Source organism: Streptococcus sp., assembly GCF_032481935.1.
In the GTDB taxonomy this organism is placed as follows: domain Bacteria; phylum Bacillota; class Bacilli; order Lactobacillales; family Streptococcaceae; genus Streptococcus.
On sequence record NZ_JAWERU010000022.1, the window covers coordinates 1 to 26,552 of the forward strand.

At 39.8% G+C, this 26,552-nt stretch carries 18 protein-coding genes and 1 pseudogene; 1 reads left to right on the top strand and 18 read right to left on the bottom strand.

Annotated features, from left to right (window positions below; translation table 11 throughout):
* From E7C97_RS05730 to E7C97_RS05810, 17 genes and pseudogenes are all read right to left on the bottom strand, one after another.
* On the bottom strand, positions 1 to 1,870 hold a 1,870-nt coding region (locus E7C97_RS05730; RefSeq protein ID WP_398581239.1), incomplete at its 3' end, for a lectin-like domain-containing protein.
* A gap of 688 nt (positions 1,871 to 2,558) precedes the next feature.
* Positions 2,559 to 5,351, bottom strand: coding sequence for an isoleucine--tRNA ligase (gene ileS / locus E7C97_RS05735; protein ID WP_316108429.1), 2,793 nt, complete (start codon positions 5,349 to 5,351; stop codon positions 2,559 to 2,561).
* A gap of 256 nt (positions 5,352 to 5,607) precedes the next feature.
* Positions 5,608 to 6,393, bottom strand: a complete 786-nt coding sequence (locus E7C97_RS05740; RefSeq protein ID WP_049503972.1) for a DivIVA domain-containing protein — start codon at positions 6,391 to 6,393, stop codon at positions 5,608 to 5,610.
* A gap of 16 nt (positions 6,394 to 6,409) precedes the next feature.
* The gene (locus E7C97_RS05745) at positions 6,410 to 6,664 is read right to left on the bottom strand and encodes a DivIVA domain-containing protein (RefSeq protein ID WP_049528916.1); all 255 of its coding nucleotides are present in this window, start codon (positions 6,662 to 6,664) and stop codon (positions 6,410 to 6,412) included.
* 8 nt (positions 6,665 to 6,672) lie between these two features.
* Positions 6,673 to 7,457: pseudogene (locus E7C97_RS05750) on the bottom strand (RNA-binding protein).
* Complete coding sequence (locus E7C97_RS05755) at positions 7,454 to 7,717, bottom strand: YggT family protein (RefSeq protein WP_316108431.1); 264 nt, start codon at positions 7,715 to 7,717, stop codon at positions 7,454 to 7,456. Before E7C97_RS05755 ends, E7C97_RS05750 begins: the two are co-directional and overlap by 4 nt.
* Positions 7,717 to 8,268: a cell division protein SepF gene (locus E7C97_RS05760; protein ID WP_316108432.1), complete on the bottom strand. Its 552-nt coding sequence runs from the start codon at positions 8,266 to 8,268 to the stop codon at positions 7,717 to 7,719. The genes E7C97_RS05755 and E7C97_RS05760 overlap by 1 nt, the downstream gene beginning before the upstream one ends.
* A 9-nt stretch (positions 8,269 to 8,277) precedes the next feature.
* Positions 8,278 to 8,949: a YggS family pyridoxal phosphate-dependent enzyme gene (locus E7C97_RS05765; RefSeq protein WP_061863856.1), complete on the bottom strand. Its 672-nt coding sequence runs from the start codon at positions 8,947 to 8,949 to the stop codon at positions 8,278 to 8,280.
* 5 nt (positions 8,950 to 8,954) lie between these two features.
* Positions 8,955 to 10,211 carry a cell division protein FtsZ gene (gene ftsZ / locus E7C97_RS05770; RefSeq protein ID WP_316108433.1) on the bottom strand — a complete coding sequence of 419 codons (1,257 nt, stop codon included), beginning with the start codon at positions 10,209 to 10,211 and terminating at the stop codon, positions 8,955 to 8,957.
* A gap of 17 nt (positions 10,212 to 10,228) precedes the next feature.
* Positions 10,229 to 11,602 (bottom strand): cell division protein FtsA, encoded by a 1,374-nt coding sequence (ftsA, locus tag E7C97_RS05775; RefSeq protein ID WP_049510383.1) that lies wholly within the window; start codon positions 11,600 to 11,602, stop codon positions 10,229 to 10,231.
* A gap of 242 nt (positions 11,603 to 11,844) precedes the next feature.
* Positions 11,845 to 12,699 (bottom strand): dTDP-4-dehydrorhamnose reductase, encoded by an 855-nt coding sequence (rfbD, locus tag E7C97_RS05780; protein WP_316108434.1) that lies wholly within the window; start codon positions 12,697 to 12,699, stop codon positions 11,845 to 11,847.
* 215 nt (positions 12,700 to 12,914) lie between these two features.
* Entirely contained in the window at positions 12,915 to 13,964 is a 1,050-nt protein-coding gene (gene rfbB, locus E7C97_RS05785; protein ID WP_316108435.1) for a dTDP-glucose 4,6-dehydratase, read from the bottom strand.
* Between the two features lie 12 nt (positions 13,965 to 13,976).
* A complete protein-coding gene (locus E7C97_RS05790; protein ID WP_316108436.1) occupies positions 13,977 to 14,570 on the bottom strand; it encodes a dTDP-4-dehydrorhamnose 3,5-epimerase family protein in 594 nt (197 codons plus the stop codon).
* Complete coding sequence (gene rfbA / locus E7C97_RS05795; RefSeq protein ID WP_316108437.1) at positions 14,571 to 15,440, bottom strand: glucose-1-phosphate thymidylyltransferase RfbA; 870 nt, start codon at positions 15,438 to 15,440, stop codon at positions 14,571 to 14,573. It abuts the gene before it with no gap.
* Between the two features lie 489 nt (positions 15,441 to 15,929).
* The gene (locus E7C97_RS05800; protein WP_316108438.1) at positions 15,930 to 17,888 is read right to left on the bottom strand and encodes a peptide ABC transporter substrate-binding protein; all 1,959 of its coding nucleotides are present in this window, start codon (positions 17,886 to 17,888) and stop codon (positions 15,930 to 15,932) included.
* Positions 17,889 to 18,046: 158 nt separating this feature from the next.
* Complete coding sequence (locus E7C97_RS05805) at positions 18,047 to 20,014, bottom strand: peptide ABC transporter substrate-binding protein (RefSeq protein ID WP_316108439.1); 1,968 nt, start codon at positions 20,012 to 20,014, stop codon at positions 18,047 to 18,049.
* A gap of 167 nt (positions 20,015 to 20,181) precedes the next feature.
* Positions 20,182 to 21,792: an alpha-glucosidase gene (locus E7C97_RS05810; RefSeq protein ID WP_316108440.1), complete on the bottom strand. Its 1,611-nt coding sequence runs from the start codon at positions 21,790 to 21,792 to the stop codon at positions 20,182 to 20,184.
* A gap of 150 nt (positions 21,793 to 21,942) precedes the next feature.
* Between E7C97_RS05810 and E7C97_RS05815 the strand changes: the two genes are divergently transcribed.
* On the top strand, positions 21,943 to 23,427 hold the full coding sequence (locus tag E7C97_RS05815) for a DUF1846 domain-containing protein (protein ID WP_316108441.1): 1,485 nt from the start codon (positions 21,943 to 21,945) through the stop codon (positions 23,425 to 23,427).
* Between the two features lie 540 nt (positions 23,428 to 23,967).
* Here E7C97_RS05815 and glmS read toward each other — a convergent pair.
* Entirely contained in the window at positions 23,968 to 25,776 is a 1,809-nt protein-coding gene (glmS, locus tag E7C97_RS05820) for a glutamine--fructose-6-phosphate transaminase (isomerizing) (protein WP_316108442.1), read from the bottom strand.
* Positions 25,777 to 26,552 lie beyond the last annotated feature (776 nt).

Consider the following 26,552-nt stretch of genomic DNA (forward strand, 5'->3'; position numbering starts at 1 on the left):
AGGCTGTTGTATCTTGAACTGGTGTCTTAGTCGTTGGAGCTTTAACACCTTTAGAATCAGCTTCTTTAACTGTTTGAGCACCTGTAAGAGTTGCTGTTGAGCCATCTTCAAAGGTTACTGTTGCTGCACCATCTGTAGCAACTTCAACTTTTGAAGCCTTTGGATTTACTGCTTTAACTGCTGCTTCTACTGAAGATTTTTCATCATTAGTCAAGGCTGTTGTATTTTTAACTGGAACTTTATTTGTTGGCGCTTGAATGCTAGCTGCTTGTTTTTCTTTTTCCTTAAATATATACTTTAAGAACTGTCCGCCACTTCTAAGCGTTACAGTATTAGCACCAGCATTGTAGGTTTCTGCTTTTTCAGAATTAACTTCTTTTAGTGTATACCCTTTAGCATCTAATTTGCTAATAGCTTTTTGAACTGCTTCAACAGAGTTCAAGTTAATAACTTCATCTCTATTTCCAGGAATCGCACTACTTGCTGCAATCTCTTTTCCTGATTCATCATAGAAAGCTACTTGTACAATTTGTGGGGCTGTAAATTCAAATTTTTCAATTTGTACACGTTGCAAGTTGGTACCAGAACCTGTACTTCCTAGGAATGAAAGAGCATAGGTAGCATTGGGATCAGAAAGAGAATTTCTAGAGTTGACACTCATACTGCTACTATTTTTAGCAATTTTAGTTGTCCAAGTTTGAGTACCATAGGTAACTGTAAATTCTTTTTTTGATCCACTATAGTTGATTTTAAAATCAACCCAATCACCATTTGGGGCTGGATTTAATGCTTTTGCATCTTTAATAGTATCTACTTTACCTGCATTATTTGATGAATAGAAGGCACCAAAGGCACTATTATTCCATCCACTAAAATTTTTAGGGTCAGCTATTGCTTTTTGATCGGCATTTGGATTAGAGGTGTTATGCCATGAGTCAAGTTTAAAACCAAATGCCGCCGGTATTCCCCCCATACCAATCGATGCACCTGATTGACCTATTTTATCAACATTACCTGTATGGAAGACGAAACCAACTCCGTCACCACCAGGACGATTATCGACCTTATGGCCCTCATACTTGTTACCAATATCTACTTTACCAGTAAAGGTAAAGTCTTCTTTAGGGTCGATTTTGAAACGAAGATAAGCACTACCAACTTGACCTGACACGTCATCTGTCAATTTGATGGTACCAGAAGTTTCGTCATAGTTTGCTGTACCACCTTCTTTAAAGAAACTATCAAAGTTATCTTTTGTCACTGTAACACGATCAAGTCTCGTTTCATCAACTGAACGTGTTGTTCCTTCAGTAGTCGCACGTTTGCTTCTTACTTTAGGAGTAGCAGAAGACTCTGTAGTTGCTTCTGATGTTTTCTCAGCTGTCGCTTCAGTAACTTCCTTCACACTTGCCACAGCTTGAGTCAAACGTTCAACACTTTGGTTTACTTGTTCTTGGCTTGCTGAACCGTTCGCAACTAATGCTTCTGCTTCTGCAATTGCAGCTGCTACTTCAGCTTTAACTGAAGCTTCTTGACCATCCAAGTTTTTAGCTTTAGCTTGTACTAAAACAGCTTCTAGTTGAGACTTGTCAACAGAAACTGCAGTTGTTACAGAATTTGCTTCTACTGGAGCAGTCTCTGCTGGGCTAGTTGCTGCTGGTGCCGCATAGGTAGGCGCCTCTGCAGTAGGTTCAGCTTGTGTTGCTGAAGTTGTAGCTTCTGCCTTAGCTTCTACATTATCAGCGTGAACCGTTGGAGTAGCTAAAGTTGCTCCAACTGCAAATACTAGCGAACAACCAAACAAGAAATGTTTTCCTTTTTTGATCATTCGCCAGTTCTTTTGTTCCGCATTTTTACGGTTAAAATACATCACATATTCTCCTTTTTTATTTTTGCTATAGTGTATACTACATACATAGCCATTATAACTCATTCGCTTTAAATATTCAAATTATTTGTCTTCTTTTTTAAAAAATGTTATTTTCTATAAAAAAATATGTTTGGTACCCTTTTCAACTTATAAATTCAAGTATTTTTTCGATGAAATCAGAGTATTTTTTACGTCAAAATAAGCTTAAATATTTCTGAAAAACCTTGAAAATAGTGACTTTTATTGAATTTTATACTTTATGTGTTTTTTTAAAACTTATTTTTATTTTATTTGTAGTTGTATACATGTTTTTACAAAAATAGTTTATTTTAAATTTAAAACCATTTTAGTTTCTATTTTCTAAAATAAGAGAGTATTCACTCCATAAAAAAGGCGGTGGGACAGAAATCAATAGACAAAATCTCGATTTCGTAGTACCAGCCCCGCGAGGATGATTAGGAGATTTTTGGAGTCCAATACTCAATGAAAATCAAAGAGCAAACTAGGAAGCTAGCCGCAGGTTGCTCAAAACACTGTTTTGAGGTTGCAGATAGAGCTGACGTGGTTTGAATTTGATTTTCGAAGAGTATAAAAGACGAACAAAAAGTTCAATCATCTACCGCGTCAAAGTTTGATTGCTAATAAAAATGAGGTCGGGATCTTTTGTCCCAACCTCCAGTATATAAAATTATTTAGCTTCAAATCCTTCAGCAACTGCTTCCGCAAAGTTTTCTTCAACGATGCTTGCGCAGTGGTCACAGATGGTTGCATGGTAGCTGCGATCTGCAGTAGTTGGATCAATACGACGGCAACGATCACACACTTCACCAGCTGCACGTTCTACAGTGAAAGCTACATCTTCAAAGGCTACTGCACCTTCTGGAGCTACACCTTCTGCGATAGTCAATTCTGAGACGATCAAAAGTTGAGCAACATTGCTATCAACAGCTCCAAGAAGAGTTTTAACGACTTCGTTAGGATAAACTGTCAAGTGTGCTTCAAGAGATTTACCGATGACTTTTTCATTACGAGCTTCTTCCAAGGCTTTTTGAGCTTGTCCACGGAAGTCCATGAAGGCTGCCCATGTGTCCAAGATTTCCTCTTGGTTAGCAAATGTTTGAGCTTCTGGCAATTCTGACAATTGAACAAAATCTTCAGATTCAAACTCAAGATATGACCAAATTTCTTCCGCAGTGTGAGGAAGGATTGGTGTCAAAAGCTTAGTGATTTTCACCAAAATATCATAGAAGACTGTTTGCATTTGACGGCGTTCCAATGATTTGGCACCTTCGATGTAGACAACATCTTTGGCAAAATCAAGGTAGAAGGCTGACAAGTCAACGTTGATAAAGTTCACTAGTGCTTTATAGATTGTCAAAAATTCAAAGTCAGCATAAGCATCACGAATTGTTTTCACAAGCTGGTTAAAACGAATGGTCATATACTTGTCAACTGAACGAAGTTCTTCGTAAGCAACTGCATCCTCAGCTGGGTTAAAGTCAGATGTGTTAGCAATCAAGAAACGAAGAGTGTTACGGATCTTACGGTAAGTTTCAGAAACTTGGCTCAAGATATCCATTGAGATACGCACGTCATTGCTTGAGTCAACACTGGTTACCCAGAGACGCAAGATTTCCGCACCAAATTGTTTTTCAACATCACTTGGAGCAATGGTATTTCCAAGAGATTTAGACATCTTTTCACCTTTACCGTCAAGGGCAAAACCTTGTGACAAGATCTGTTTGTATGGTGCCACACCATGGTTGGCAACAGAGGTGATAAGTGATGAGTTGAACCAACCACGGTATTGGTCAGAACCTTCAAGGTAGAGATCAGCTGGATATTTAAGTTCTGGACGGTTAACCACGACACCATTCCATGATGAACCTGAGTCAAACCATACGTCCATGATGTCAGTTTCTTTCTTGAACTCTCCATTTGGTGAACCTGGATGTGTAAATCCATCTGGTAAGAGGTCTTTAGCATCACGTTCCCACCAGATGATTGAACCATGCTCTTCAAAGAGTTGAGCTACATGTTCAATCGTTTCAGCTGTCATGATTGGTGTGCCGTCTTCTGCGTAGAAGATTGGAAGAGGAACTCCCCAGGCACGTTGACGTGAGATGACCCAGTCACCACGGTCACGGATCATGTTGTAAAGACGGACTTTACCCCATTCTGAATGGAATTTCACTTTTTCAATTTCATCCAGGATTTCTTGACGGAATTTTGATACTGAAGCAAACCATTGTGGAACTGCACGCCAGATGATTGGTTTTTTCGTACGCCAGTCAAATGGGTATGAGTGAGAGATTTCTTCTTGGGCAAGAAGAAGATTTCCTAATTTTTCAATAACCGTTGGAACAACCTTATCATAGAATTGGCCTTCAAACTCAGCACCAGCATTAGCCATCATAAGCCCGCGTTCGTTAACAGTCACTGCAACTTCTAGACCATTAGCAACACCGACATTGTAGTCGTCCTCACCAAAACCAGGAGCTGTATGGACGATACCTGTACCTGAGTCAGTTGTAACGTGGTCACCAAGGATAACGAGTTCATCTACTGCAGTATCCCATGGGTGTTCTGTCACGATATGGTTCAATTCTGAACCACGGTAAGTTGTTAAAACTTGAACATCAGCCCAGCCAAATTTCTCAGACAAGCTGTTCAACAATTCAGCAGCAACCACAAACTTACGAGTTTCACCAGCAGGTTGAACCAAAACGTAATCAATATCTGCACCAACAGTCAAACCACGAGAAGCAGTGATAGTAAATGGAGTTGTTGTCCAGACAACGATGTAAGTATCAGTGTCTAACACACCTTTGCCATCCTTGACCTTATTGGCATAGTAAAGTGATGTTGATACCAAATCGTGGTATTCAATCTCTGCTTCAGCAAGAGCTGACTCAGATGACCATGACCAGTAAACTGGCTTGGCACCACGGTAGATATAGCCTTTGTTAGCCATCTCACCGAAGACACGAATTTGCGCTGCTTCATAGTCAGGGGTCAAAGTTACATATGGATTTTCCCAGTCACCAGAAACACCTAAACGTTTGAAGTCTTCGCTTTGTTTATCTACTTGAGAAAGAGCGTATTCACGGCAAAGTTTCAAGTATTCAACCAAATCCATCTCTTTACGTTTGACACCTTGTTTTGCCAAAACTTGCTCGATTGGTAGTCCGTGTGTATCCCAACCTGGGATGTATGGTGCGTAGAATCCTGACATAGACTTAGAACGAACAATGATATCTTTTGAAATCTTGTTCATAGCATGACCAACGTGGATATTTCCGTTAGCGTATGGAGGGCCATCATGAAGAGTGAAATGAGGTTTTCCTTCATTTAATTCTTGACGGCGTTGGTACAATTTTGCTTCTTCCCATTCTTTTTGCCAAACTGGCTCTTTGGTTGGAAGGCCTGCACGCATTGGGAAGTCAGTTTTCCCAAGATTTAAAGTTTCTTTGAGTTTCATGATATCTCCTTTTTTTATATAGACAAAATAAAAACCACGACTCGCTAAAAAGGACGAAAATCGTGGTACCACCTTTGTTCGGAAAAAGAACTAGTCTTTCTCCCTCTTTTCCCGTAACGTGGGAAACGTCAAATCCTACTAACTTCAGACTTGATAACTTGAGAGGATAATCTAATCAACAGGGATTGTAGGACTTCCACCGTCGCCTACTCGCTGTAAATATGTTTGGTTAGATCTTGTTCTCAGATTTTCTTTCTTATAAAAGATCAATAGATTCTGTCAAGGGTGCTGGTTGAGAATCTTGGTTTGAAGAAACGACTCCTTCTACTACTGAACTAGCAGTATCTGGAACTGTTTCTTTTTGTGATTCAGCCAATTCTCGATTAGCTGCTTCAATGCGAGCTTGGAGCTCTGCTACTTCCTCTGGTGAAAACTGACGAGTCATGTCAATTGGTTCTTCATCATGATATCCAGTTACATCTTCACCCAAAACTTCTCCGACAACTTCTTTAAAAGCTTCGTCACTTGTTTGAAGGTAAGTTGCTGTCGGACGCAAAATTTCTTCCCAGTCAGAAGAGTCTACAATGGCCAATTGACTCTCAATCGTAGATTTCAAACGTTGATGGAAGACACGGCTCTTATTCTTTAATTCTTCTGTCTCTACTGCAACCTTCTTAGCATTATCCGTAGCTTGACGCAAGATTTCATTAGCCTTATACTTAGCTTCATCAAGCAGACGCTGAGCATCTTGTTCAGCCTGTTTAAGGATATTTTGAGAGCGTTCATTGGCAGCTTGTTTGACACGTTCTGCAGTATCTTGAGCAATCAATACAGACTGGCTCAATGACTCCTTAATCTCATCGAAATAAGACAAACGTTCCTCTAAATTTTTAATGTGTTGCTCTTTTTCATGGTTACTACGAACAAGCGTTTCATAATCACGAACAACAATATCTAGAAATTCATCAACTTCTTCAGGATTAAAACCTCTAAACTTGGTACTAAAGGTTTTATCCTTGATTTCTAACGATGTAATTGGCATATTTTTCCTCACTTACTTAATAAAAAATAGAATCATTCAATGGTTCTGGTTCTTGCTCGTTTGTCACTGTTCTTTTAGGAAAATCATCAGTAAAAGACGAAAGACGTTCTTCTAATCTTTTGATATAGACTTCAGTTTCATCCTTGTAACGGACTAGTTCCTCATAGTCAAAATAAATCTTATCCAAAAATTCGTCAACTTCTTCCTTATTATAGCCTCTGAATTTAATGGAGAAAGCTTTATCAATAATTTCTTGTGGTGTAATCGACATTTTTCTTCTCACTTACTTAGTAGTAATTGGACTGTTATTTTTTTCTTATCTTTTTTGGTTTGACCATTTTCTTTGAGTAAGATAATCCGTCCAAAACGTCTGACACTTACTAAATCACCTAACTTAACTTGGTAGTCAGATTTTTCAACCAGATGGTAATTTACCTGAACATATTTTCTTTCTAATAAATCAGCTGTCTGCGAGCGAGACAATTTCAGAACATTTGATAAGAAAGCATCCAAGCGCATACTCGGAACTAAAACTTCCTTTTCCTGATAATCACTCACGGCTTCTACCAATTCTTCAAAAGATACGACTTCTAGTTTGACAGGTAATCTAGCAATCTTTTGAATCCCATCTTGAAAGAGAGAAGTGAATGTTTGGTCCACAATGATTTGGGCTCTATTCTCCGTAACTAAAATATCACCAAACAATTTGCGATCAATTCCCAAACGATTCAGAACAGTTCCTAAAATCTTGGCATGTGTCAATTGGTCGAACTTACTAGAATAAACAATCTCAAGCAATTCCATTTCAAAGTCCATCAAAGTCGGTATGAAATAATCTGGTGCAAGAAGCACACGGCTATACTCACTAGGTACAAAATCGTTGCTTGAAAAAACTTGAATCCCTTGATGATTCCCCAATGTCTTTAAAATAAAGACCTGATGGGGTTGATAAAGGGAGTTAGGATGGGAGCGTAGTGCTCTTCTACCTGCCTAAGCCACTCCAATCCTTTATCAATGAAAGGAATATCCTCGACTGAGAAATGCTGATAAATATCTTTTCTCATGCTAGTATTAAAAGAAAACGGATCAGATAGTTACCGACTAAATGAACTAAAATGACAGCCACCCAAACTGTAAAATCAAAACCACCAACCCTTAGCGGCAAACGTCTCAAGGGTTGAAGGATCGGTTTGACTAAGCTAGTTAACAAACGACCTAGTGCTGTATCATAGGCATTGGGTAACCAAGATAATAGAGCAAAAGTTACAAGTATCCATGAATAGATAGTTGCAGCATTCTGTATTAAACGAATTAGAAAAATCATTACTTCACTCGATTTCTCTTCATATCAAAATCAAACTCTTCACCGTGAGAACCATCAGGCAAGCGAATGTCTTCAATATTAACCACAACTCCTACTGGTGTCAAAAGATACATAGTATTTGCAACTTTTCTCAATTCACCAGCTAGCACATGACGAGCTCCATCTAAGTAATCTAGACAGCGGCGTGCTTGTACTTCAGTCATATATTGGAAGTCAATGAGAATACTTTCGTTGCCTGCCAACAAATCAACGATATCTGTTGCATCTTCGTAGCGACGAGGATAACGAACATCAATAGTTACCTTTTCTGTGCTACGATGGCTCTGCATCGCCAACTCTTGCTGACGAGCATGAAGGCGCGTAATATTTTTCTCTTTAGAATTCACTTGTGAAGATTGTGGTGATTGTTGAGCTCGTAGAAGTTCTTCCTTTGGAGCCGAAACTGAAGTTAAGGTTTGTTCAGACTTTAATTCAGCAACGCTTGGTGCCACCTCTTCTCCATCTTCAGTGAAATAATCTATAAACTTATCAAATTTATCTTTTAGTGACATGGTTATTTCCTATTTAAAAAATGCTGTACCGATTCGAACGAAAGTTGAACCACATTGAATCGCTTCTTTGAAGTCTCGACTCATACCCATACTTAGTTCGGTCATCGGCATATTAGGGAGATGTTTTTCTTGAATGGTTTTTTGCAATTCTTGCGTTTCTTTAAATATGTCTAGTAACTCTTGACTAGTTGCTTCAAATGGAGCCATAGTCATCAGACCCACATACTCAATCTGGTCTAATTCTGAAAGTTCTGGTAAGAGAGCTAACAATTCTTCTTTCGAAAAACCGTGCTTACTTTCTTCCTTAGAAATATTTACTTGCAAAAAGCACTTAATCTTGTGGTCCGCTCGTTTTTGAATTTCCTGAGCTAGCTTTAAGGAATCTAAAGCATGAAAATAATCCACATAAGAAATAACTTCCTTGACTTTACGTCTCTGTAAGGTTCCAATCAAATGCCAGGTAAGATTCTTATCACTCAGAGCATGATACTTGTCAAGAAATTTATCAACACGGTTCTCACCAATGTGTTGCACTCCTTGCGAAACCAAAGCTGAGGCTGTTTCAACATCTACATATTTGGTCACCGCAATCACAGAAACCGAATCGTTTTCACGACCGGCTTCCTGAACTGCATTCGATATCTGTTGAAAAACAAGGTTCGTATTTTCTTTTAAATTCATCTTCATTAACGATTTTTAAAGAATGGTGGTGTTTCCAACTCGTCTTCATCTGTCGCTGCTGGAACTTCAAAACGTTCCACTGGAGAAACAACTGGTTCTCCTTGACGAACGATGGCATCGCGTCTCAAGTCCCAGTCACCAAAAGCTGATGTCTTTGGTGCTTCTTGACGGCGATAACTTGGAGTTGGAATTTCTACTGTATCAGCCATATCAAAATTACGATCAAAAGTTTGTGCATGGCTAGTTCGAGCAGGTTCACGGTGGGTTGTTTGGCGTGGTTGAGCAGTTACAACTTTCTCAACTTTATCCTGACGTACTCCTGTCGCAACAACTGTCACGCGGATTTCGTCTTTCATTGTCTCATCAATAGATGTTCCAAGCCAGATGTTAACACCATGACCAGCTGCTTGGTTAACAATTTCTGATGCTTCTTCAGCCTCAATCAAAGTCAAGTCCAAACCACCAGTTACGTTGACAATCACATCTTCTGCACCATCGATAGTTGTTTCAAGAAGTGGTGAGTAGATTGCTTTACGAGCAGCTTCTACAACACGTTCTTCACCGCTACCGATACCAATCCCCATAAGGGCATTACCTTTATTGGCCATAACAGTCTTAACGTCTGCAAAGTCCAAGTTAATCAAACCAGGATTTGTAATCAAATCTGTAATCCCTTGTACACCTTGACGAAGAACGTTATCTGCTTCACTCAATGCTTCAAGAAGTGGTGTTTTCTTGTCAACGATTTCTAGCAAGTTGTTGTTTGAGATAATCAAGAGTGTATCAACATGCTCACGAAGTTCGTTAATCCCTTCGATAGCAAATTGTCCACGTTTGCTTCCTTCAAAACCAAATGGACGAGTTACAACACCTACTGTCAAAGCTCCGAGGCTTTTTGCAATACGAGCGATAACTGGTGCAGCACCTGTACCAGAACCACCACCCATACCAGCAGTGATGAAGACCATATCAGCACCGCTGATTGCTTCTGTCAATACTTCTTCGCTTTCTTCTGCAGCTTTACGACCAACTTCAGGTTGACCTCCTGCACCAAGTCCGCGAGTCAATTTAGGACCGAGCTGAATAACTGTCTCAGCTTTTGTACTGCTCAAGGCCTGTACATCTGTGTTGGTTGCGATAAATTCAACGCCGGAAACGCCTTCGTCAACCATACGGTTGATGGCATTTCCACCACCACCGCCGACACCGATTACTTTAATGACTGCACCTTGTGCAGCTGCTGTATCAAATGAAAATGTCATATTTATATTCCTCTATTTTATTCGTCAAACATGCTTCCAATCAAGCTACGGAAACGATCCGTTAATTTACCTTTGCTCTTTTCTTCTGATTGAAGAGGAGCTACTGGTTCAACAGATTGAGTTGTTTCAGGCTCAGGAGTTGTCACTGTATTAAATACTGGTCGTGGAGAAACAGGTGAAACTGGTTGAGCTGAACTTCTAAAGTCAATCGGTTGGTGGCGTAAACTTTCGTCACCTCGAATTGCTCGTTGTGCCAAAACATTCACTTCAGTAAGACTACCAGCGAATTCTGACAAACTGATGACATGGGCAAAAGCAGGGTTGCGAATCCCAACTTGATTTGGCACGAATAACTTAACGCGTACTCCAAATACTTCTTGGGCCAATTCAACGACACCTGGAAGAAGGGCATTCCCACCAATTAAGACAATACCTCCTGGCAAGTCTAACAGGTGACGTCTTTCCAAGTCTTGCTTAATTTGCTCAAAAATATGCTTAAGTCTCGCTGAAATAATCTCAGCCAAGTATTCTTCAGTCACTTCAACTGGCTCAACTTCACCGATCACTTCAACTTGGAATGTTTCCTTGCTAGCTAGCGGTGGATAAGCTTCCCCATAGTTCAGTTTTAGACCTTCTGCAATTTTCTTAGAAGTCTTAAGAACTTTTGAAATGTCTTTTGTGACATAATCGCCACCCTCTTGGTTGACATTTGTATATTGAAGTTCTTGGTTGCGAATAGTGGCAACAGTCGTTTGACCACCACCCATGTCGATAACAGTCGCACCAAACTCACGTTCACCTTCATTCAAGACAGAGTGAACCATTGCAAGAGGTGAAATAATCACGTTATCGACTTGAACGCCTACACGCTCAACAGTTTTACGAAGATTGTGGAGGATCGTACGTGGGCCAGTGTACAAGAGACCGCGCATTTCCAAACGCACACCCATCATCCCGCGAGGATCACGAATTCCTTGGAATCCATCTACGACAAATTCCTCTGGAATAAAGGTGATAACTTCACGGTCTGGAGTCATACTTTTAGTCAAGGCTGATTTGACGACATTTTCGACATCTTGATCCGTAATTTCTTTTGTATCTGATGTCACTGGAATCATACCTTGAGTTGGCTCCACTTGTAGCAAATTAGCTGGCAAGCCAACGTTTACAGACTTGATTGAAATTCCTGCTTTTTCTTCTGCTTGAGAAATTGCAGACTTAATAGCAGTCGCTGCTGCTTCGATGTCAACGATAATCCCATCTTTAACACCCTTACTTTTGGCATTACTAACGCCAATTACATTTACTTCACCATTTACAAGCTCTGCAACCAACACTTTAATAGAGCTAGTTCCGATATCTAAGCCTGTAAAAAAACCATTCCTAGTCATTACACTGCGTCCTCTCTATCTTCCCAGTTTCACACTTCTATTTTTAATAGCTACACCAAGGTATAACTACTCACAGAATATTATAACACAAAAAATACATTCGTGCTCGAATTTTCTAACATTTAAACAAGCTTTTTCTTGAATTTTTATAATTATCCGACGATTGCATATACGAGCAAATAAAAAAAGAAAGAGAATCTCTCTTCTCTCTCTTTCTGTATACATTTTGGCCTCCAGTAAGGCTATTTTTTAAGGTCTTGTTTGTAGAATTCTTTCAAGGCATCTCGCCAAGTTGGGATGACAAACCCAGTAGCTTTGGCTTTGGCAAGGCTCATCGTTGAGTTTAGTGGACGTTTAGCTTTGGCAGGAAATTGGCTTGAGTCCACTGGCTTGACTTCAACATCTGTATCCTTCAAAATTTCAACTGCAAAGTCATACCAAGTTGTGTCTTCCGTCGCATCATTTGACAAATGATAATAACCAAATTCCTTGCGATTTTCAGCTAGGAAAGTCATGAACTCGGCCAAGGTACGCGTCCAGGTTGGTCGACCATGTTGATCATTTACAACTGTCAATGTCTTATGAGTTTTAGCAAGATTTAGCATCGTGAAGACAAAGTTTTTGCCGTAATTTCCAAAAACCCAGGCAGTACGGATAATATAGAAGTTTGAAACGTGTTTTTCTACAAGCTCTTCTCCCATACGCTTAGTACGACCATATTCAGTTTGAGGATCTGGTTTGTCATCCACTTCCCACTCTTGTCCAACTGGTTTCTTACCGTCAAAGACATAATCTGTAGAGATGTAGACTAGAGTTGCACCATGCTTTTCGGATGCTTTTGCGACATTTTCTGTTCCCGTAACATTGATGGCAAAGTCCAATTCTTTCCCTTCATCCTCTGCTGCATCAACAGCTGTGTAGGCAGCACAGTGGTAGACTAAAGTCGGTTTCACCTCTTCAAAAACTTTCTCAACCATCTCTGCATCGGTAATATCCATCTCAGCCACATCAACAGCAACGTATTCTTCATTACGCTCATCTAACAAATAACGAAGTTCCGTTCCTAATTGGCCATTTGCCCCTGTAATTAAAATCATTTTTCTTCCTTTCAACTGATTCACAATTCTTCGGTATAGCAATAGAGGTTGGGACAAAAAATCCCTACCTCACTTTTTATTAGCAATCAAACTTTGACGCGGTAGCTAATTGGACTTTTTGTTTGACTTTTAGACTTCAAAAACTCCTAATCATCTTCGAGGGGCTGGGACTAGGAAATTGAGATTTTGTCTATCGATTTCTGTCCCACCGCTTTTTATTTTTCAAGAACCTCTTGTGTCTTAGCGTAGTTAGCTTCAACAGCTTCTTTTTCTCCTTGCCACCATTCTTGATTATCTTTGTACCATCGAATCGTTTCTTTGAGACCTTGTTCAAAATTTGTGAATTCTGGTTTCCAACCCAACTCATCACGTAGCTTGCTTGCATCTATTGCATAACGAAGGTCATGTCCTGCACGGTCAGTTACATGATCGTAGGCATCGGCAGATTGTCCCATTTCCTTAAGGATAAGTTCCAAGACTTCCTTGTTGTTCTTTTCACCATCAGCCCCAATCAAGTAGGTTTCACCAATTTGACCTTTTGTCAAGATTGTCCATACACCTGAAGAATGGTCATTGGTGTGAATCCAGTCACGAACGTTCTTACCTTCACCGTACAGTTTTGGCTTAATGCCACTTAGGATGTTGGTAATCTGCCGTGGGATAAATTTTTCAATGTGCTGATAAGGACCGTAGTTATTTGAACAGTTAGAAATCGTTGCCTTGACTCCAAAAGAACGTACCCAGGCTTTGACAATCAAGTCTGAAGCTGCCTTAGTTGATGAGTAAGGAGAGCTCGGGTTATATTTAGTTTCAGCGGTAAATTTCTCACCTGGACCTTCACCATGACCTGGCAAATCCTCACGTAGAGGGAGATCCCCATAAACTTCATCTGTCGATACATGGTGGAAGCGAATATCATACTTACGAGCAGCTTCTAAAAGAGTATAGGTTCCGATGAAGTTAGTATGGATAAATGGTGATGGATCATTGAGCGAATTATCATTGTGACTTTCCGCCGCATAGTGAACGATAGCATCCGCTTGAGCTACCAACTTGTCTACCAAGTCTGCATCCGCAATGTCACCAACAACTAACTCAACACGATCACCTAAAATTTCCTCAATATTCGCGCGGTTTCCAGCATAGGTCAACTTATCCAATACTGTCACATGAACATCTGGAAAATGATTGTAAACATAGTGGACAAAGTTGGAACCGATAAAACCAGCCCCACCTGTTACGATAATATTTTTGTACTCAGTCATATTCTTTCCTTTTTACAAATCTTCTTTTTTCAAAGGTTTTACATCCTTAAGTAGCGGATGATTTTTATCTGCTTCTGAAACCTCTGCTTCTGAAAGATTTTCCCATTCAATGCCAAGACTTGAATCAGCGTAATTTACAAAGGCATACTTGGGTTTGAGTTCAAGAGCCCAGTAGTCATTGACCAGATAACTATAAGAAACTGTATCTGATAGGACTTGGAAGCCATTGGCCACCCCTCGAGGAACAAAGATTCCCTTGCTAGCATCAATGACTGTCTGGTAGGTATTTCCGAAGGTTTCGCCCTCACGTAAATCAACCCAAGAACCTAGAACTTTCCCACCATCTGCCACAGAGATGTACTTATCCCAAGGTTCTGCGTGGAGACCACGAAGAACATTTTTGCGTGAGAAGGATACATTGTTTTGCAATTTTCCTTCTGCAAAGAAAGACTCTGGAAATCCAAGTGGAAGCATTTTTTCCTTTTGGAAATTTTCTTTAAACCAGCCACGATTATCACCATGAACGGGGATATCAAACTCCAACATACCTGGAATTGCATCAACCTTGCGTGCTGCAAGCGTCTTACCGAAAAAATTATCTGTCATCTATGCTTCTCCAATCAAACGGAGCAGATACTGTCCGTATTCATTTTTCTTAAGCGGTTGAGCTAAGGCCAACACATCTTCTCGACTGATATAGCCCATACGGTAAGCAATTTCTTCCAAGTTTGCCACCTGAACATTTTGCATCCGTTGGACTGTTTCGATGTACTGTGAAGCCTCTAGCAAACTTTCATGAGTGCCAGTATCCAACCAAGCAAAGCCACGTCCCATAACCTCAACGGATAAATCTCCGCGATCTAGGTAAGCCTTGTTAACGTCTGTAATTTCCAATTCACCACGAGGACTAGGTTTTATATTTTTGGCAATTTCTACTACATCATTATCGTAGAAATAGAGGCCTGTAACTGCATAATTCGAACGAGGATGTTCTGGCTTTTCTTCGATAGAAATAGCGTTCATATCTTCATCAAACTCAACAACACCAAACCGTTCTGGATCCTTCACATGGTAGCCAAAAACAGTCGCCCCTGACTCCTTGCTAGATGCTTTTTGTAGCATCTTCGAAAGGCCAGGACCGTGATAGATATTGTCACCTAAGATCAGAGCAACGCTGTCATCGCCAATAAACTCTTCCCCAATGATAAAGGCTTGCGCCAAACCATCTGGACTCGGTTGCTCTGCGTAAGAAAGTTTAATCCCAAACTCAGAGCCATCTTGCAAAAGTTCTCTGAAACGAGGCAAATCTTGAGGAGTTGAGATAATCAAAATATCCCTAATCCCAGCCAACATCAAAGTTGAAAGTGGATAGTAAATCATCGGTTTATCATAAACCGGCATCAGTTGTTTTGATGCAGCTCGAGTCAACGGATATAAACGGGTCCCCGAACCACCCGCGAGAATAATACCTTTCATAATAGGGTACCTTTCTTTGCTGTTAAATTACAATATTTTTAACTATATTGGTATTGTTCTATGATTTTTTCTTTTTTATCTCGATTTTAGCATTTCTACTTAAAAGTACAGTAGTTTATTCGAGAAAAATAACAGAACAATGCTTATTTATGAATATTACTCTGATAAATCTTTTTTTATTTTAGTTGTCGAAATTTCTTTTGTTCGTGATTTTAATTATATCACAAAGTGGTACTGGATACCATCGACATACACTTGGTAATCGTTTTTATTTACCTTAAAAACAAGAATAGTAAATTCCAATGATAAAATAGCTAAAACTTTACTTAAAAGAGGCTGCTATGTTAAAAAGGTCGGGGCAAAAATCCCGACCTTTATGTTTATTGATCATGAAACTTTATCACGGTAGCTAAAGATTTTTTTTCATCTTTTAAACTATGAGATCAAGTTTGGGCTTACCGATTTCTGTTCTACTATCACTCTTTATACTTATTTCACGTGACTTTCAAAGTCTTTTTGACTCTTTTCGACAGAATTTTTACGTTCTTGTTCCCATTTAGCCTTCGCTTCAGCAAATTGAGAGCTTGTAACAACATCTGTCTGTAATCTCATGTATTTGTAGTTGCTTCCAGTTCCTTTGATACCAACTAGTGAGTAAGCGCGTGTAAATGGTGTCACACGAGTCACTGAAGCACCACCACCGTTTGACACAACTGGGATTAGAAGGGAACTATCAATCAACCAAGCTTGTGCATCTGCGTAGTTTTCATAGCGTTTAGCTACGTCTGTATTTTCTGCATCTGCTGTTTTTAATTTTTGAGTATATTGGTCCAATCCGATACTTGTAATCTTATCAGCATCCTTGCTTGGATCAAGTCCCAAAATCTTGAGATAGAATCCATCTTCAGCATTGAAAGGATTGAGGTAAGTTGAAGGATCTTGGTAGTCAGCTGACCATCCATCCAAATTCAAATCATAGTCGTGATCTGCAGGAGTTGGTGCTTGAACTGTTGCATTTGTATAATCATCTGTCGACAATTGGATAACATCAACCACTACATTTTCAGAACCGAGCGTTGATTCAATTGATTGCTTAATTGAGTTTGTTCCAGAAAGCAAGGTCTTGTTAACCTGGTCTACAGGCAAGTCCAAATGAATTGGGAAGCTCACACCTTGGGATTCTAATTCTTTTTTAGCTTCTGCAAACTTGGCTTGTGCTTTTTCTTTATTGAAATAACCGTCTTGAGCATCTTCAAGATTCATATTTGACCATTGTGTACCATAGTTGACCAATTTAGAAGCAACTGTTTCACCAAAAGTCTTGTCTCCAACTTGTACAAAAGTCGGTGGCACAAGTGTGTTACGAAGAGTGTTCTTAGCTGCTTCTTCACCGTTTGATTGGGCTGAATAAGCTGTACGATCAATGGCGAAGTTGATTGCCTGACGGAAGTTTTTATTCAAAACTGCAGCTTGAGTTGCTAGTTTTTGTTCATCGCTTGTTTTTGCAGTGTGGCTATAAGCACCGCGGTTGACGTTAAAGTTATAGTACCAAGATGTCGCATCTTGCAAACTATAAACGATATTGTCCTTGTATTTTTCCTTTGTCTTAGCAAAGTTTGAACTATTTGGATAAACACCTGCAGATGAGTATGCGCCACTTTCAAAGTTTCGGATCGTCAAGTCTTGGTCTGAGCCATCAAAGTAGGCCAATTTTACCTTTTCAATCGTTACCTTTTCTTGGTCATAGTAATGTGGGTTTTTCACATACTCGATAGAAGACTTAGATGTAAAATCTTTTAACAAATATGGTCCACTATAAAGAATACCATCTGGTTTCAGAGTTCCGAAGTCTTTTCCTTTAGAAGCAAGGAATTCTTCGTTTACAGGGAACAAGATACTGTTAGTTGTCTTAGAGTTCCAGAATGGCTCTGGACGAGTCAAAGTATACTCAACTGTGTAATCGTCTATAGCTTTTACACCAACATTTGAAAAGTCCGTATTAGCACCTGTTACATAATCATCCAAACCCTTGATAGAGTTTTGAATCAAATCCAGAGCTTGACCTTTGTTATCAGCAGCGTACTTGATACCAGTTACAAAGTCTTGCGCTTTAACAGGAGCATACTCTTCTCCATCTGAAGTATACCACTTAGCATCTTCACGGAGTTTGTAGGTATAAGTTAAACCGTCTTTAGAAACACTCCACTCTTTTGCAAGGGATGGAATGAGGTTCCCGTAGTTATCATTTTCAAGCAAACCATCTACCAAGTTGGTTACAATAGCAGTGTTATCACCAGCGTAATCCAAGAGATAGTTAAAGGTTGTCGGATCTGCACCAAAGGTAGACGAGTATGTCTTGCCGTCTGATGCTGACTGGCCACAGGCTGTCAATAGGACCGCAGCAGCAAGCGTCAACCCCACTCCAATCAAATGTTTTTTAAGCTTCATGTTTCATTTCTCCTTGTATGTTAGGTTTTGTGACATATAATTATATTATCAAATTTTAGCCTAAAAGTAAAGTTATATACTATTCGACCTCTTATTTGCAATCGAAAAAAAGAAAGAAATCCTGCTAAAAACAAGATTTCTTTATGGATAGTCAAAATTTATTTAACGTGATTTGCTAGCTCTTTTTGGTATTTGGCATTTGTTTCGATTTTTTCTTTTTGCCATTTCTTGAGAGCTTCTTCGTATTCTTTAGCAGTTACAATATCATTTTGCAATTCTAAGCCTTTGAATACAAATGGATCTCCCTTGATACCAACTTGAGAGTATGCTTTTGTGAATGGCACTGTACGGCTAACTGTCGGAGAACCACCTGAAGAAGCTACAGGGATAAGAAGTGAGCTATCTGATACCCAAGCTTGTGCTTTGGCATATTTTTCATAGCGTTTGTTAAGATCACTTGTTTCTGATGCTGCATCATCCAAGAGTTTCTTATACTCATCAAGTCCAACTTGAGCCATGACTTCTGGATCTTTACCTTTTGTAATACCCAAGTGTTTAAGAGCAGAACCCTTCTTAGCATCTAAGATATTGAGGTAGGTTGCTGGGTCTTGATAGTCCGGCCCCCATCCAGTTCCATTCAAGTCATAGTCTTTTTGAGAAGGCACTTTGGCTTGAGATGTGATACTCATTTTCTCATTGTCAGTCATTTGAAGTACATCGATAACAACATTTTCACTTCCAAGTGCTGCTTCGACAGACTGTTTGAGAGAGTTGGTTTGTTGCACAGCAATGACATCAGTTTGTTCAACTGGAATATCTAAATGGATTGGGAAGGTTACACCTTTGGCTTGCAATTCTGTTTTTGCTTTTTCAAGGGCGGCCTTTGCTTTTGTTGGATTGTAAAGAGTATCCTTACCATCTGTCAAAGCAACATCTTTCCATTGATCTCCGTATGTTACCAATTGTTCTTGCGCCAATTCACCGAAGGTCTTTTCACCAACCTGTACATAGTCATAAGGCACAAGGCTAGTACGGATAATCTTGTCTGCACCTTCTTCACCATTCATCTGTGCAGAGTAGGCATGACGGTCTAGAGCAAAGTTGATAGCTTGACGGAAGTTTTTATTGAGAAGGGCTTCTTTAGTTGAAGTTTTTTGAGCTTCATCTGTCTTCGCTGTTTTATTATAAGACTGACGATTTACGTTGAAAGTAAAGTAATAGCTTGTCGCTTCTTGAGGGCTATAAACAATCTTATCGCCGTATTCTTTCTTAGTTGAATCAAAACTTGAACTAGTTGGGAAGAGGCGAGCTGTCGTATACGAGCCTGACGCAAAGCTACGGATCAATGATTCTTGGTCAGAACCGTCGTAGAAAGTCAATTTGACGTGGTCAATCTTAACATTGTCCTTGTCCCAGTAGTTTGGATTCTTTTCGTACTCAATCACTGATTTTGAAGTGAAGTTCTTCAAAATATATGGACCGTTGTAGAGAATACCTGAAGGGGCTGCTGCTCCGTAATCCTTCCCTTGAGAATTAAGGAATTCTTCATTAACCGGGAGCATGGTAGCCGTTGTCACCTTAGAATTCCAGAAACTTTCTGGCTTGTTCAAGGTATACTCAACTGTATAATCGTCAACTGCTTTGACACCGACTGTTGAGAAGTCATTTGTCTCACCGCTAACATACTCTGCCAAACCTTTGATAGAGTCTTGGATAAGTGTTAAACCATCTGATTTCCCATCTGCAGCATGCTTCAAGCCAGTCACAAAGTCTTGGGCCTTGACTTCAGCGTACTCTTCTCCTTCAGAAGTATACCATTTGACACCTTTACGTAGCTTGTAAGTGTAGGTCAAACCGTCTTGTGAAACCGACCAGTCTTCAGCAAGAGATGGAATCAAGTTTCCGTATTTGTCATTTTCCAAGAGTCCGTCGACCAAGTTGGCGATGACGTCTGATGTTGAACTTTTACTAGTAATGCTATAGTCCAATGTTGTCGGATCGATGGCATATACGTATGAAAATGTTGTCGGAGCATCTGCTTTTTTCTCAGCCTTGTTACAAGCCGCTAAAAGTAGAGCTGCGCTCATCGTTATCCCTGCTACTGCGAGCAACTTTTTCGATTTCATCGGTATTCTCCTTTAAAATACTATTTTTCACCATTATACCCTATTTTTTTATAAAAGCAAGGGTTTTCATAGAATTTTTTAGAAAATTCAAAATAATATTTTTTTAAGAAATTTCTACACTTATTTTAGAAAAACTCAAGCATCTTTGATACTTGAGTTTTTTAGGTTTAATTGGCCAATTCGACACAGAATGCATCCCAAGGAGCCAAGGTCTGTGTAGCCAAAGCTGCTTCTACTGAGGTATTTTCAATCAAGATAGACTTAACTGACTCTTCAACTGTAAACTCTTGCTTTTGGTTGGACAAGTTAGCCACAACTAGGAATCGACGGTCGCCATCTTTACGGATGTAAGCAAAAACTTTCTCAGCTGTTTCTAATAATTCAAAGTCAGCTTGAACTAGCCAGCTGTTTTCTTTGCGAATCTGAACTAATTTTTGATAAGTATAGAAGATGGAATCTGGATTTGCTAAAGCCTCTTCTACATTTATCTTCGCATAGTTTGGATTGACTCCTAACCATGGTTTCGCGCTTGAAAATCCAGCGTAGTCTGTAGTATCCCACTGCATTGGGGTACGCGCATTATCGCGTCCAATCACACGAATGCTATCCATAATTTGCTCTAGCGGTACACCTTGTTCTAGCGCTTCTTTGGCATAGTTGATAGATTCAATATCTTCTACTTGCTCCAAGCTTTCAAATGGGAAGTTGGTCATGCCGATTTCTTCGCCTTGATAAATATAGGGTGTTCCTCTCATAAGATGAAGCAAGATTGCATACGCTTTAGCAGATTTTTCGCGGTATTCTTGGTCATTTCCCCAGATAGAGACGATTCGTGGAAGGTCATGATTATTCCAGAAAAGGGAATTCCAGCCATCCTCAACTCCTAATTCTGTCTGCCACTTGTTGAAAATCTCTTTTAATTTCCCTACATTTAGCTCTTTTTGGTAGTGCCACTTAGGTTGTCCTTCCTGATACTGAAGACAGATATGTTCAAACTGGAAGACCATAGACAACTCTTGACCTTCTGGATTCGAATATTTCTTGGCCTCTTCTGGATTTGCCCCCCAAGTTTCCCCTACTGTCAAAAGGTCTTTGCCGCCGAAAGTAGCCTGATTCATTTCCTTGAGATAAGGATGGAGCATAGGACCATTGTTGACAATCTTCTGGTCAGGTATCTTCCCAATCATGTCAATAACGTCCATACGAAATCCACCGATCCCTTTATCAATCCAGAAATTCATCATTTCATAGATTTTTTGGCGTAGTTCTTCATTTTCCCAGTTAAGGTCTGGTTGTTTCTTACTGAAAAAGTGCAGGTAATATTGACCAGCCTTTTCGTCATATTGCCAGGCAGAACCACTGAAAATTGACTCCAATTCGTTAGGTTCATCTCGCCAGATATAGTAGTCTCGCTCAGGACTATCAGGATTTTCACGCGCTTCAATAAACCAAGCATGCTCATCGGATGTATGATTGACAACCAAGTCCATGATGATTCGAATATCTCGTTTTTTGGCTTCAGCAATGAGCTGGTCCATGTCTTCCATGGTTCCAAAGATAGAAGCGATGTCTTGATAATTGGCAATATCATAACCATTATCATCCATTGGACTGTCATAAACTGGAGAAAGCCAAATTGCCGTAATTCCTAGCTTAGCTAGATAGTCTAACTTGCTAGTAATTCCTGGTAAATCACCAATCCCATCTCCATTACTATCCTTGAAGCTTTTAGGGTAGACTTGATAGACAACTGCATTATGCCACCATTTTTCTTGCATCTTTTCACCTCTTTTAAATTCACTTTACTCCATCATAGACTTTTTTTTCCGTTTATGCAAGCGTTTGCTTTATCTTTTTTTCTTACTTTTGTGACTCTGTAGTTTCTTATCTTCTATTTTTTTTATATAATAGAAGTCAGAGGTAAAAAAATGAAAAAACAAGCTTTTAGTTCTGAACAATATTTGAATCTGCAACGCGACCATATCTTGGAACGCATCAACCAATTTGACGGCAAACTCTACTTGGAGTTTGGTGGCAAAATGCTAGAAGATTTCCACGCTGCTCGTGTCCTTCCTGGATATGAACCAGATAATAAAATCAAACTCTTACAAGAATTGAAGGAGCAAGTTGAGGTTGTTATCGCTATTAACGCTAGTAATATCGAGCACTCAAAAGCTCGTGGAGACTTGGGCATTTCTTATGACCAAGAAGTGCTTCGTTTGATCGATAAATTCAATGAACTCGGTATCTTTGTTGGTTCAGTTGTCATTACTCAATATGCAGGCCAACCGGCAGCTGATGCCTTCCGTAATCAATTAGAGAAAAATGGGATCGACTCTTATCTTCACTACCCTATCAAGGGGTATCCGACAGATATGGATCACATCATCTCTCCTGAAGGTATGGGGAAAAATGACTATATCAAAACTAGTCGTAACTTGATTGTTGTGACTGCTCCTGGGCCTGGTTCAGGTAAGTTGGCAACTTGTATGTCTAACATGTACCACGACCAACTGAATGGCATCAAATCTGGTTATGCTAAGTTTGAAACCTTCCCAGTTTGGAATCTACCTCTCCATCATCCGGTTAACTTGGCTTATGAGGCTGCTACTGCAGACCTTGACGATGTCAATATGATTGACCCATTCCATCTCCAAACTTATGGAGAAACTACAGTCAACTACAATCGTGATATCGAGATTTTCCCTGTTCTCAAGCGTATGCTCGAACGTATCTTGGGCGAATCTCCTTATGCATCTCCAACTGACATGGGTGTAAATATGGTTGGTTTTGCAATCACTGATAACGATGCTGCAATTGAAGCATCGAAACAAGAAATTATCCGTCGCTACTACCAAACAGTTCTCGACTTCAAGGCTGAAAAAGTTGCTGAGTCTGCTGTCAAGAAAATCGAACTTCTCATGAATGATCTCGGCATTACGCCAGCTGACCGTAAGGTTGCTGTTGCCGCACGTCAAAAAGCAGAAGAAACAGGCGGACCTGCTCTAGCTCTTGAATTACCTTCTGGTGAAATCGTTACTGGTAAGAACTCAGAACTCTTTGGTCCAACAGCCGCTGCTTTGATCAATGCAATCAAGAAATCAGCTAACATCGATGCTGAAACAAAATTAATTGAACCAGAAGTGGTGAAACCAATTCAAGGTTTGAAAATCAATCACTTGGGTAGCCGTAACCCTCGACTCCACTCAAATGAAATCCTTATCGCACTTGCAATCACAGCTATGCAGAATCCTGATGCAGACCGTGCTATGAAAGAACTCGGAAATCTCAAAGGTAGCGAAGCTCATTCTACGATTATCTTAACAGATGAAGACAAGAACGTTCTCCGTAAATTGGGAATTAACGTAACCTTTGATCCCTACTACCAATACGATCGTTTATATCGTAAGTAAAATACGACACTCACTCCTCTAAGAGTTGGATCCTTATCGTCCAGCTCTTAGAGTTTTTTTATAGTTTTCCAGTCTTTCACAAGCATAGCTTTCAAAAAGAATTCTAATTTTAATAGAAACTGGGATAACATTTAATTTTAGATTTATTTCTAATGAATCCTTAAAAGGAGTGATACTCAATGAAAATCAAAGAGCAAACTAGGAAACTAGGAAACTAGCCGCAGGCTGTACTTGAGTACGGCAAGGCGACGTTGACGCGGTTTGAAGAGATTTTCGAAGAGTATGAATCAATCCTCTTCAATCTTGACTTGAACTATCTTGGCTGAGGTCTTGATCCGTTTTCTCTACAATATCAAATTGGTATAATGAGACTGACTGCGTCACTCTTATCTAGAATCTCTAAGCTATTCTGTGAGATATCTATCTAAACACCTTAGTTTGGTCATTGATTTTCATTAAGTATACAAAAAAAGTGAACAAGACAGCATTCTGATTTCCAGAAAACTATTTAGTTCACTTTTTATGATTTAATTTTTTAGTTTATTCTACCGTTACTGACTTGGCAAGGTTTCGTGGTTTATCCACATCAAGTCCACGGTGTAGGGTTGCAAAGTAAGCGACCAATTGTGTTGGTACGACCATTGAGATTGGTGAGAGGTAAGGATGTACGGTCGTAAGGACAATATCATCGGTATCTTTAGCAACATTTTCTTCTGCAATAGTAAGGACCTTAGCGCCACGTGCTGCCACTTCTTGGATATTTCCGCGAGTGTGGTTAGCAAGAACCGGATCTGACAAGAGGGCCAAAACAGGTGTCCCCTCTTCAATCAAAGCAATGGTTCCATGTTTAAGTTCTCCAGCCGCAAAACCTTCACACTGGATGTAAGAGATTTCTTTGAGCTTAAGACTGGCTTCCATGGCTACGTAGTAATCTTGGCCACGTCCGATGTAAAAGGCATTGCGTGTTGTTTCAAGAAGGTCACGAACCTTGCTATCAATCAATTCTTTTTCTGAGAGAGTTGATTCGATAGACTGAGCCACGATAGACAATTCGTGAACCAAATTGAAAGCTTTAGCTTTTTCATTGCCATTTGCTTCACCAACCGCTTTCGCAAGGAAGGCAAGAGCTGCGATTTGCGCAGTATATGCCTTGGTTGAAGCAACGGCAATTTCAGGACCTGCGTGAAGAAGCATGGTATGGTTAGCTTCACGTGACAGAGTTGAACCAGGCACGTTTGTCACTGTCAAGCTTGGGATACCCATTTCATTGGCCTTAACCAAAACCTGACGGCTATCAGCTGTTTCACCAGATTGGCTGATAAAGATGAAGAGTGGTTTCTTGCTGAGAAGTGGCATACCGTAGCCCCACTCAGATGAGATACCAAGTTCAACTGGCGTATCTGTCAATTCTTCCAACATTTTCTTAGAAGCAAATCCTGCGTGGTAAGAAGTCCCAGCTGCTAGAATGTAGAGGCGGTCTGCCTCTTGAACAGCCTTGATGATAGCAGGGTCCACCACTACTTGACCAGCCTCATCTGTATAGGCTTGGATCAACTTACGCATCACTGTTGGTTGCTCATCGATTTCCTTAAGCATGTAGTAAGGGTAAGTTCCCTTACCGATATCTGATAAGTCAAGCTCTGCAGTGTAGCTAGCACGCTCATGGCTATTACCATCATAGTCTTGCACTTCAACGCTATCAGCCTTAACAATTACCAATTCTTGGTCATGGATTTCCATGTATTGGTTAGTTTCACGAATCATAGCCATAGCATCTGAGCAGACCATGTTGTAACCATCTCCAAGACCAATCAAAAGTGGTGATTTGTTCTTGGCCACGTAGATGACATCTGGATTTTCAGAGTCGATCAAAGCGAAGGCATAAGAACCGCGGATGATATGAAGAGCTTTTTTAAAGGCCCCAAGAACTGATAAGCCGTCTTCTTCTGCAAATTTTCCAATCAAGTGAACGGCGATTTCTGTATCTGTTTGCCCCTTGAAGTGGTGACCTGCAAGGTAGTCTTCCTTGATTTCAAGATAATTTTCAATCACCCCATTGTGGACCAAGACAAAACGTCCTGTCTCAGAGCGATGTGGGTGAGCATTGTCTTCTGTTGGTTTCCCGTGAGTGGCCCAACGAGTATGTCCAATACCAGTTGTTCCCTCAACACCTTCTGTCTTGGCAGACAATTCTGCAATACGACCAACAGCCTTCACCAAATGGTTTTCAGCACCACCTAGGACAAAAATTCCAGCCGAATCATAACCACGGTATTCGAGCTTTTCAAGCCCCTGAATCAAAATATCAGTTGCATTTGTGTTTCCAACAACACCAACAATTCCACACATAGTATATACGACACAGACAAGCTGTGCTTTCCCCTTAAATTGGTATAGTCTAATTCTCGCTTTACAGAATCAGCAAAAACAGTATATACTTGTTTCTTTTACTTGTCAAGAATAAAAATTGGTATAGCGTGATTCTGCCGATTCTATCTACTAAAAATCTATCATATTTCGCCTAAAGCAAGTATTTAAAAAGGGCTCTATCGCCCTTAATAACTACTATTTTGTAGCAAGCTTTTCTGCTTCTACTACTTCTTGAAATGTTTTTTGATAATTCACTTTAATCTTCATTGTCATATGAGAGTCCTCATTTCTTTTTGATGAACCCAGTATAAAATCCCTTCCTAAAACATAGCTTATATTTTCCTTAGAAAAAACTAAAAGTAACTTCTGACTCAATGAAAACGAAAGAGCAAACTAGAAAGCTAGTTACAGATTTCTCAAAGCACTGCTTTTAGATTGCCTGTTAAGACTAAGGTGTTGTTTGAAGTGATGTTGAAGTTTATACATTCAGTAAATCAAATGAACATAAGCATTTTTCTAAATCCCTTACCTGAGAATCCCATACAAAAAGAGCGTTCGTTACCGCTCTTTTACTTAGTATTTAGGAGAAGGTGCTTGTTCCTTTTGAAAAGTTTTTTGATAATTTACTTTAATAGTCATGTGAGAGTCCTCATTTCTTTTTATAGTCATTTAGTTTTAAAAAAGCACTCTAAACATTCAAAGATATTTGGGACTTCCCTTAATAAATTTGTCACTTTCTTTTTCAAGACAGCCCA

Coding starts and splice junctions, on each gene's coding strand:
- ileS (WP_316108429.1), bottom strand. CDS start 5,351: ATGAAACTCAAAGAAACTTTAAATCTTGGGAAAACTGACTTCCCAATG.
- E7C97_RS05740 (WP_049503972.1), bottom strand. CDS start 6,393: ATGCCAATTACATCGTTAGAAATCAAGGATAAAACCTTTAGTACCAAG.
- E7C97_RS05745 (WP_049528916.1), bottom strand. CDS start 6,664: ATGTCGATTACACCACAAGAAATTATTGATAAAGCTTTCTCCATTAAA.
- E7C97_RS05755 (WP_316108431.1), bottom strand. CDS start 7,717: ATGATTTTTCTAATTCGTTTAATACAGAATGCTGCAACTATCTATTCA.
- E7C97_RS05760 (WP_316108432.1), bottom strand. CDS start 8,268: ATGTCACTAAAAGATAAATTTGATAAGTTTATAGATTATTTCACTGAA.
- E7C97_RS05765 (WP_061863856.1), bottom strand. CDS start 8,949: ATGAATTTAAAAGAAAATACGAACCTTGTTTTTCAACAGATATCGAAT.
- ftsZ (WP_316108433.1), bottom strand. CDS start 10,211: ATGACATTTTCATTTGATACAGCAGCTGCACAAGGTGCAGTCATTAAA.
- ftsA (WP_049510383.1), bottom strand. CDS start 11,602: ATGACTAGGAATGGTTTTTTTACAGGCTTAGATATCGGAACTAGCTCT.
- rfbD (WP_316108434.1), bottom strand. CDS start 12,699: ATGATTTTAATTACAGGGGCAAATGGCCAATTAGGAACGGAACTTCGT.
- rfbB (WP_316108435.1), bottom strand. CDS start 13,964: ATGACTGAGTACAAAAATATTATCGTAACAGGTGGGGCTGGTTTTATC.
- E7C97_RS05790 (WP_316108436.1), bottom strand. CDS start 14,570: ATGACAGATAATTTTTTCGGTAAGACGCTTGCAGCACGCAAGGTTGAT.
- rfbA (WP_316108437.1), bottom strand. CDS start 15,440: ATGAAAGGTATTATTCTCGCGGGTGGTTCGGGGACCCGTTTATATCCG.
- E7C97_RS05800 (WP_316108438.1), bottom strand. CDS start 17,888: ATGAAGCTTAAAAAACATTTGATTGGAGTGGGGTTGACGCTTGCTGCT.
- E7C97_RS05805 (WP_316108439.1), bottom strand. CDS start 20,014: ATGAAATCGAAAAAGTTGCTCGCAGTAGCAGGGATAACGATGAGCGCA.
- E7C97_RS05810 (WP_316108440.1), bottom strand. CDS start 21,792: ATGCAAGAAAAATGGTGGCATAATGCAGTTGTCTATCAAGTCTACCCT.
- E7C97_RS05815 (WP_316108441.1), top strand. CDS start 21,943: ATGAAAAAACAAGCTTTTAGTTCTGAACAATATTTGAATCTGCAACGC.
- glmS (WP_316108442.1), bottom strand. CDS start 25,776: ATGTGTGGAATTGTTGGTGTTGTTGGAAACACAAATGCAACTGATATT.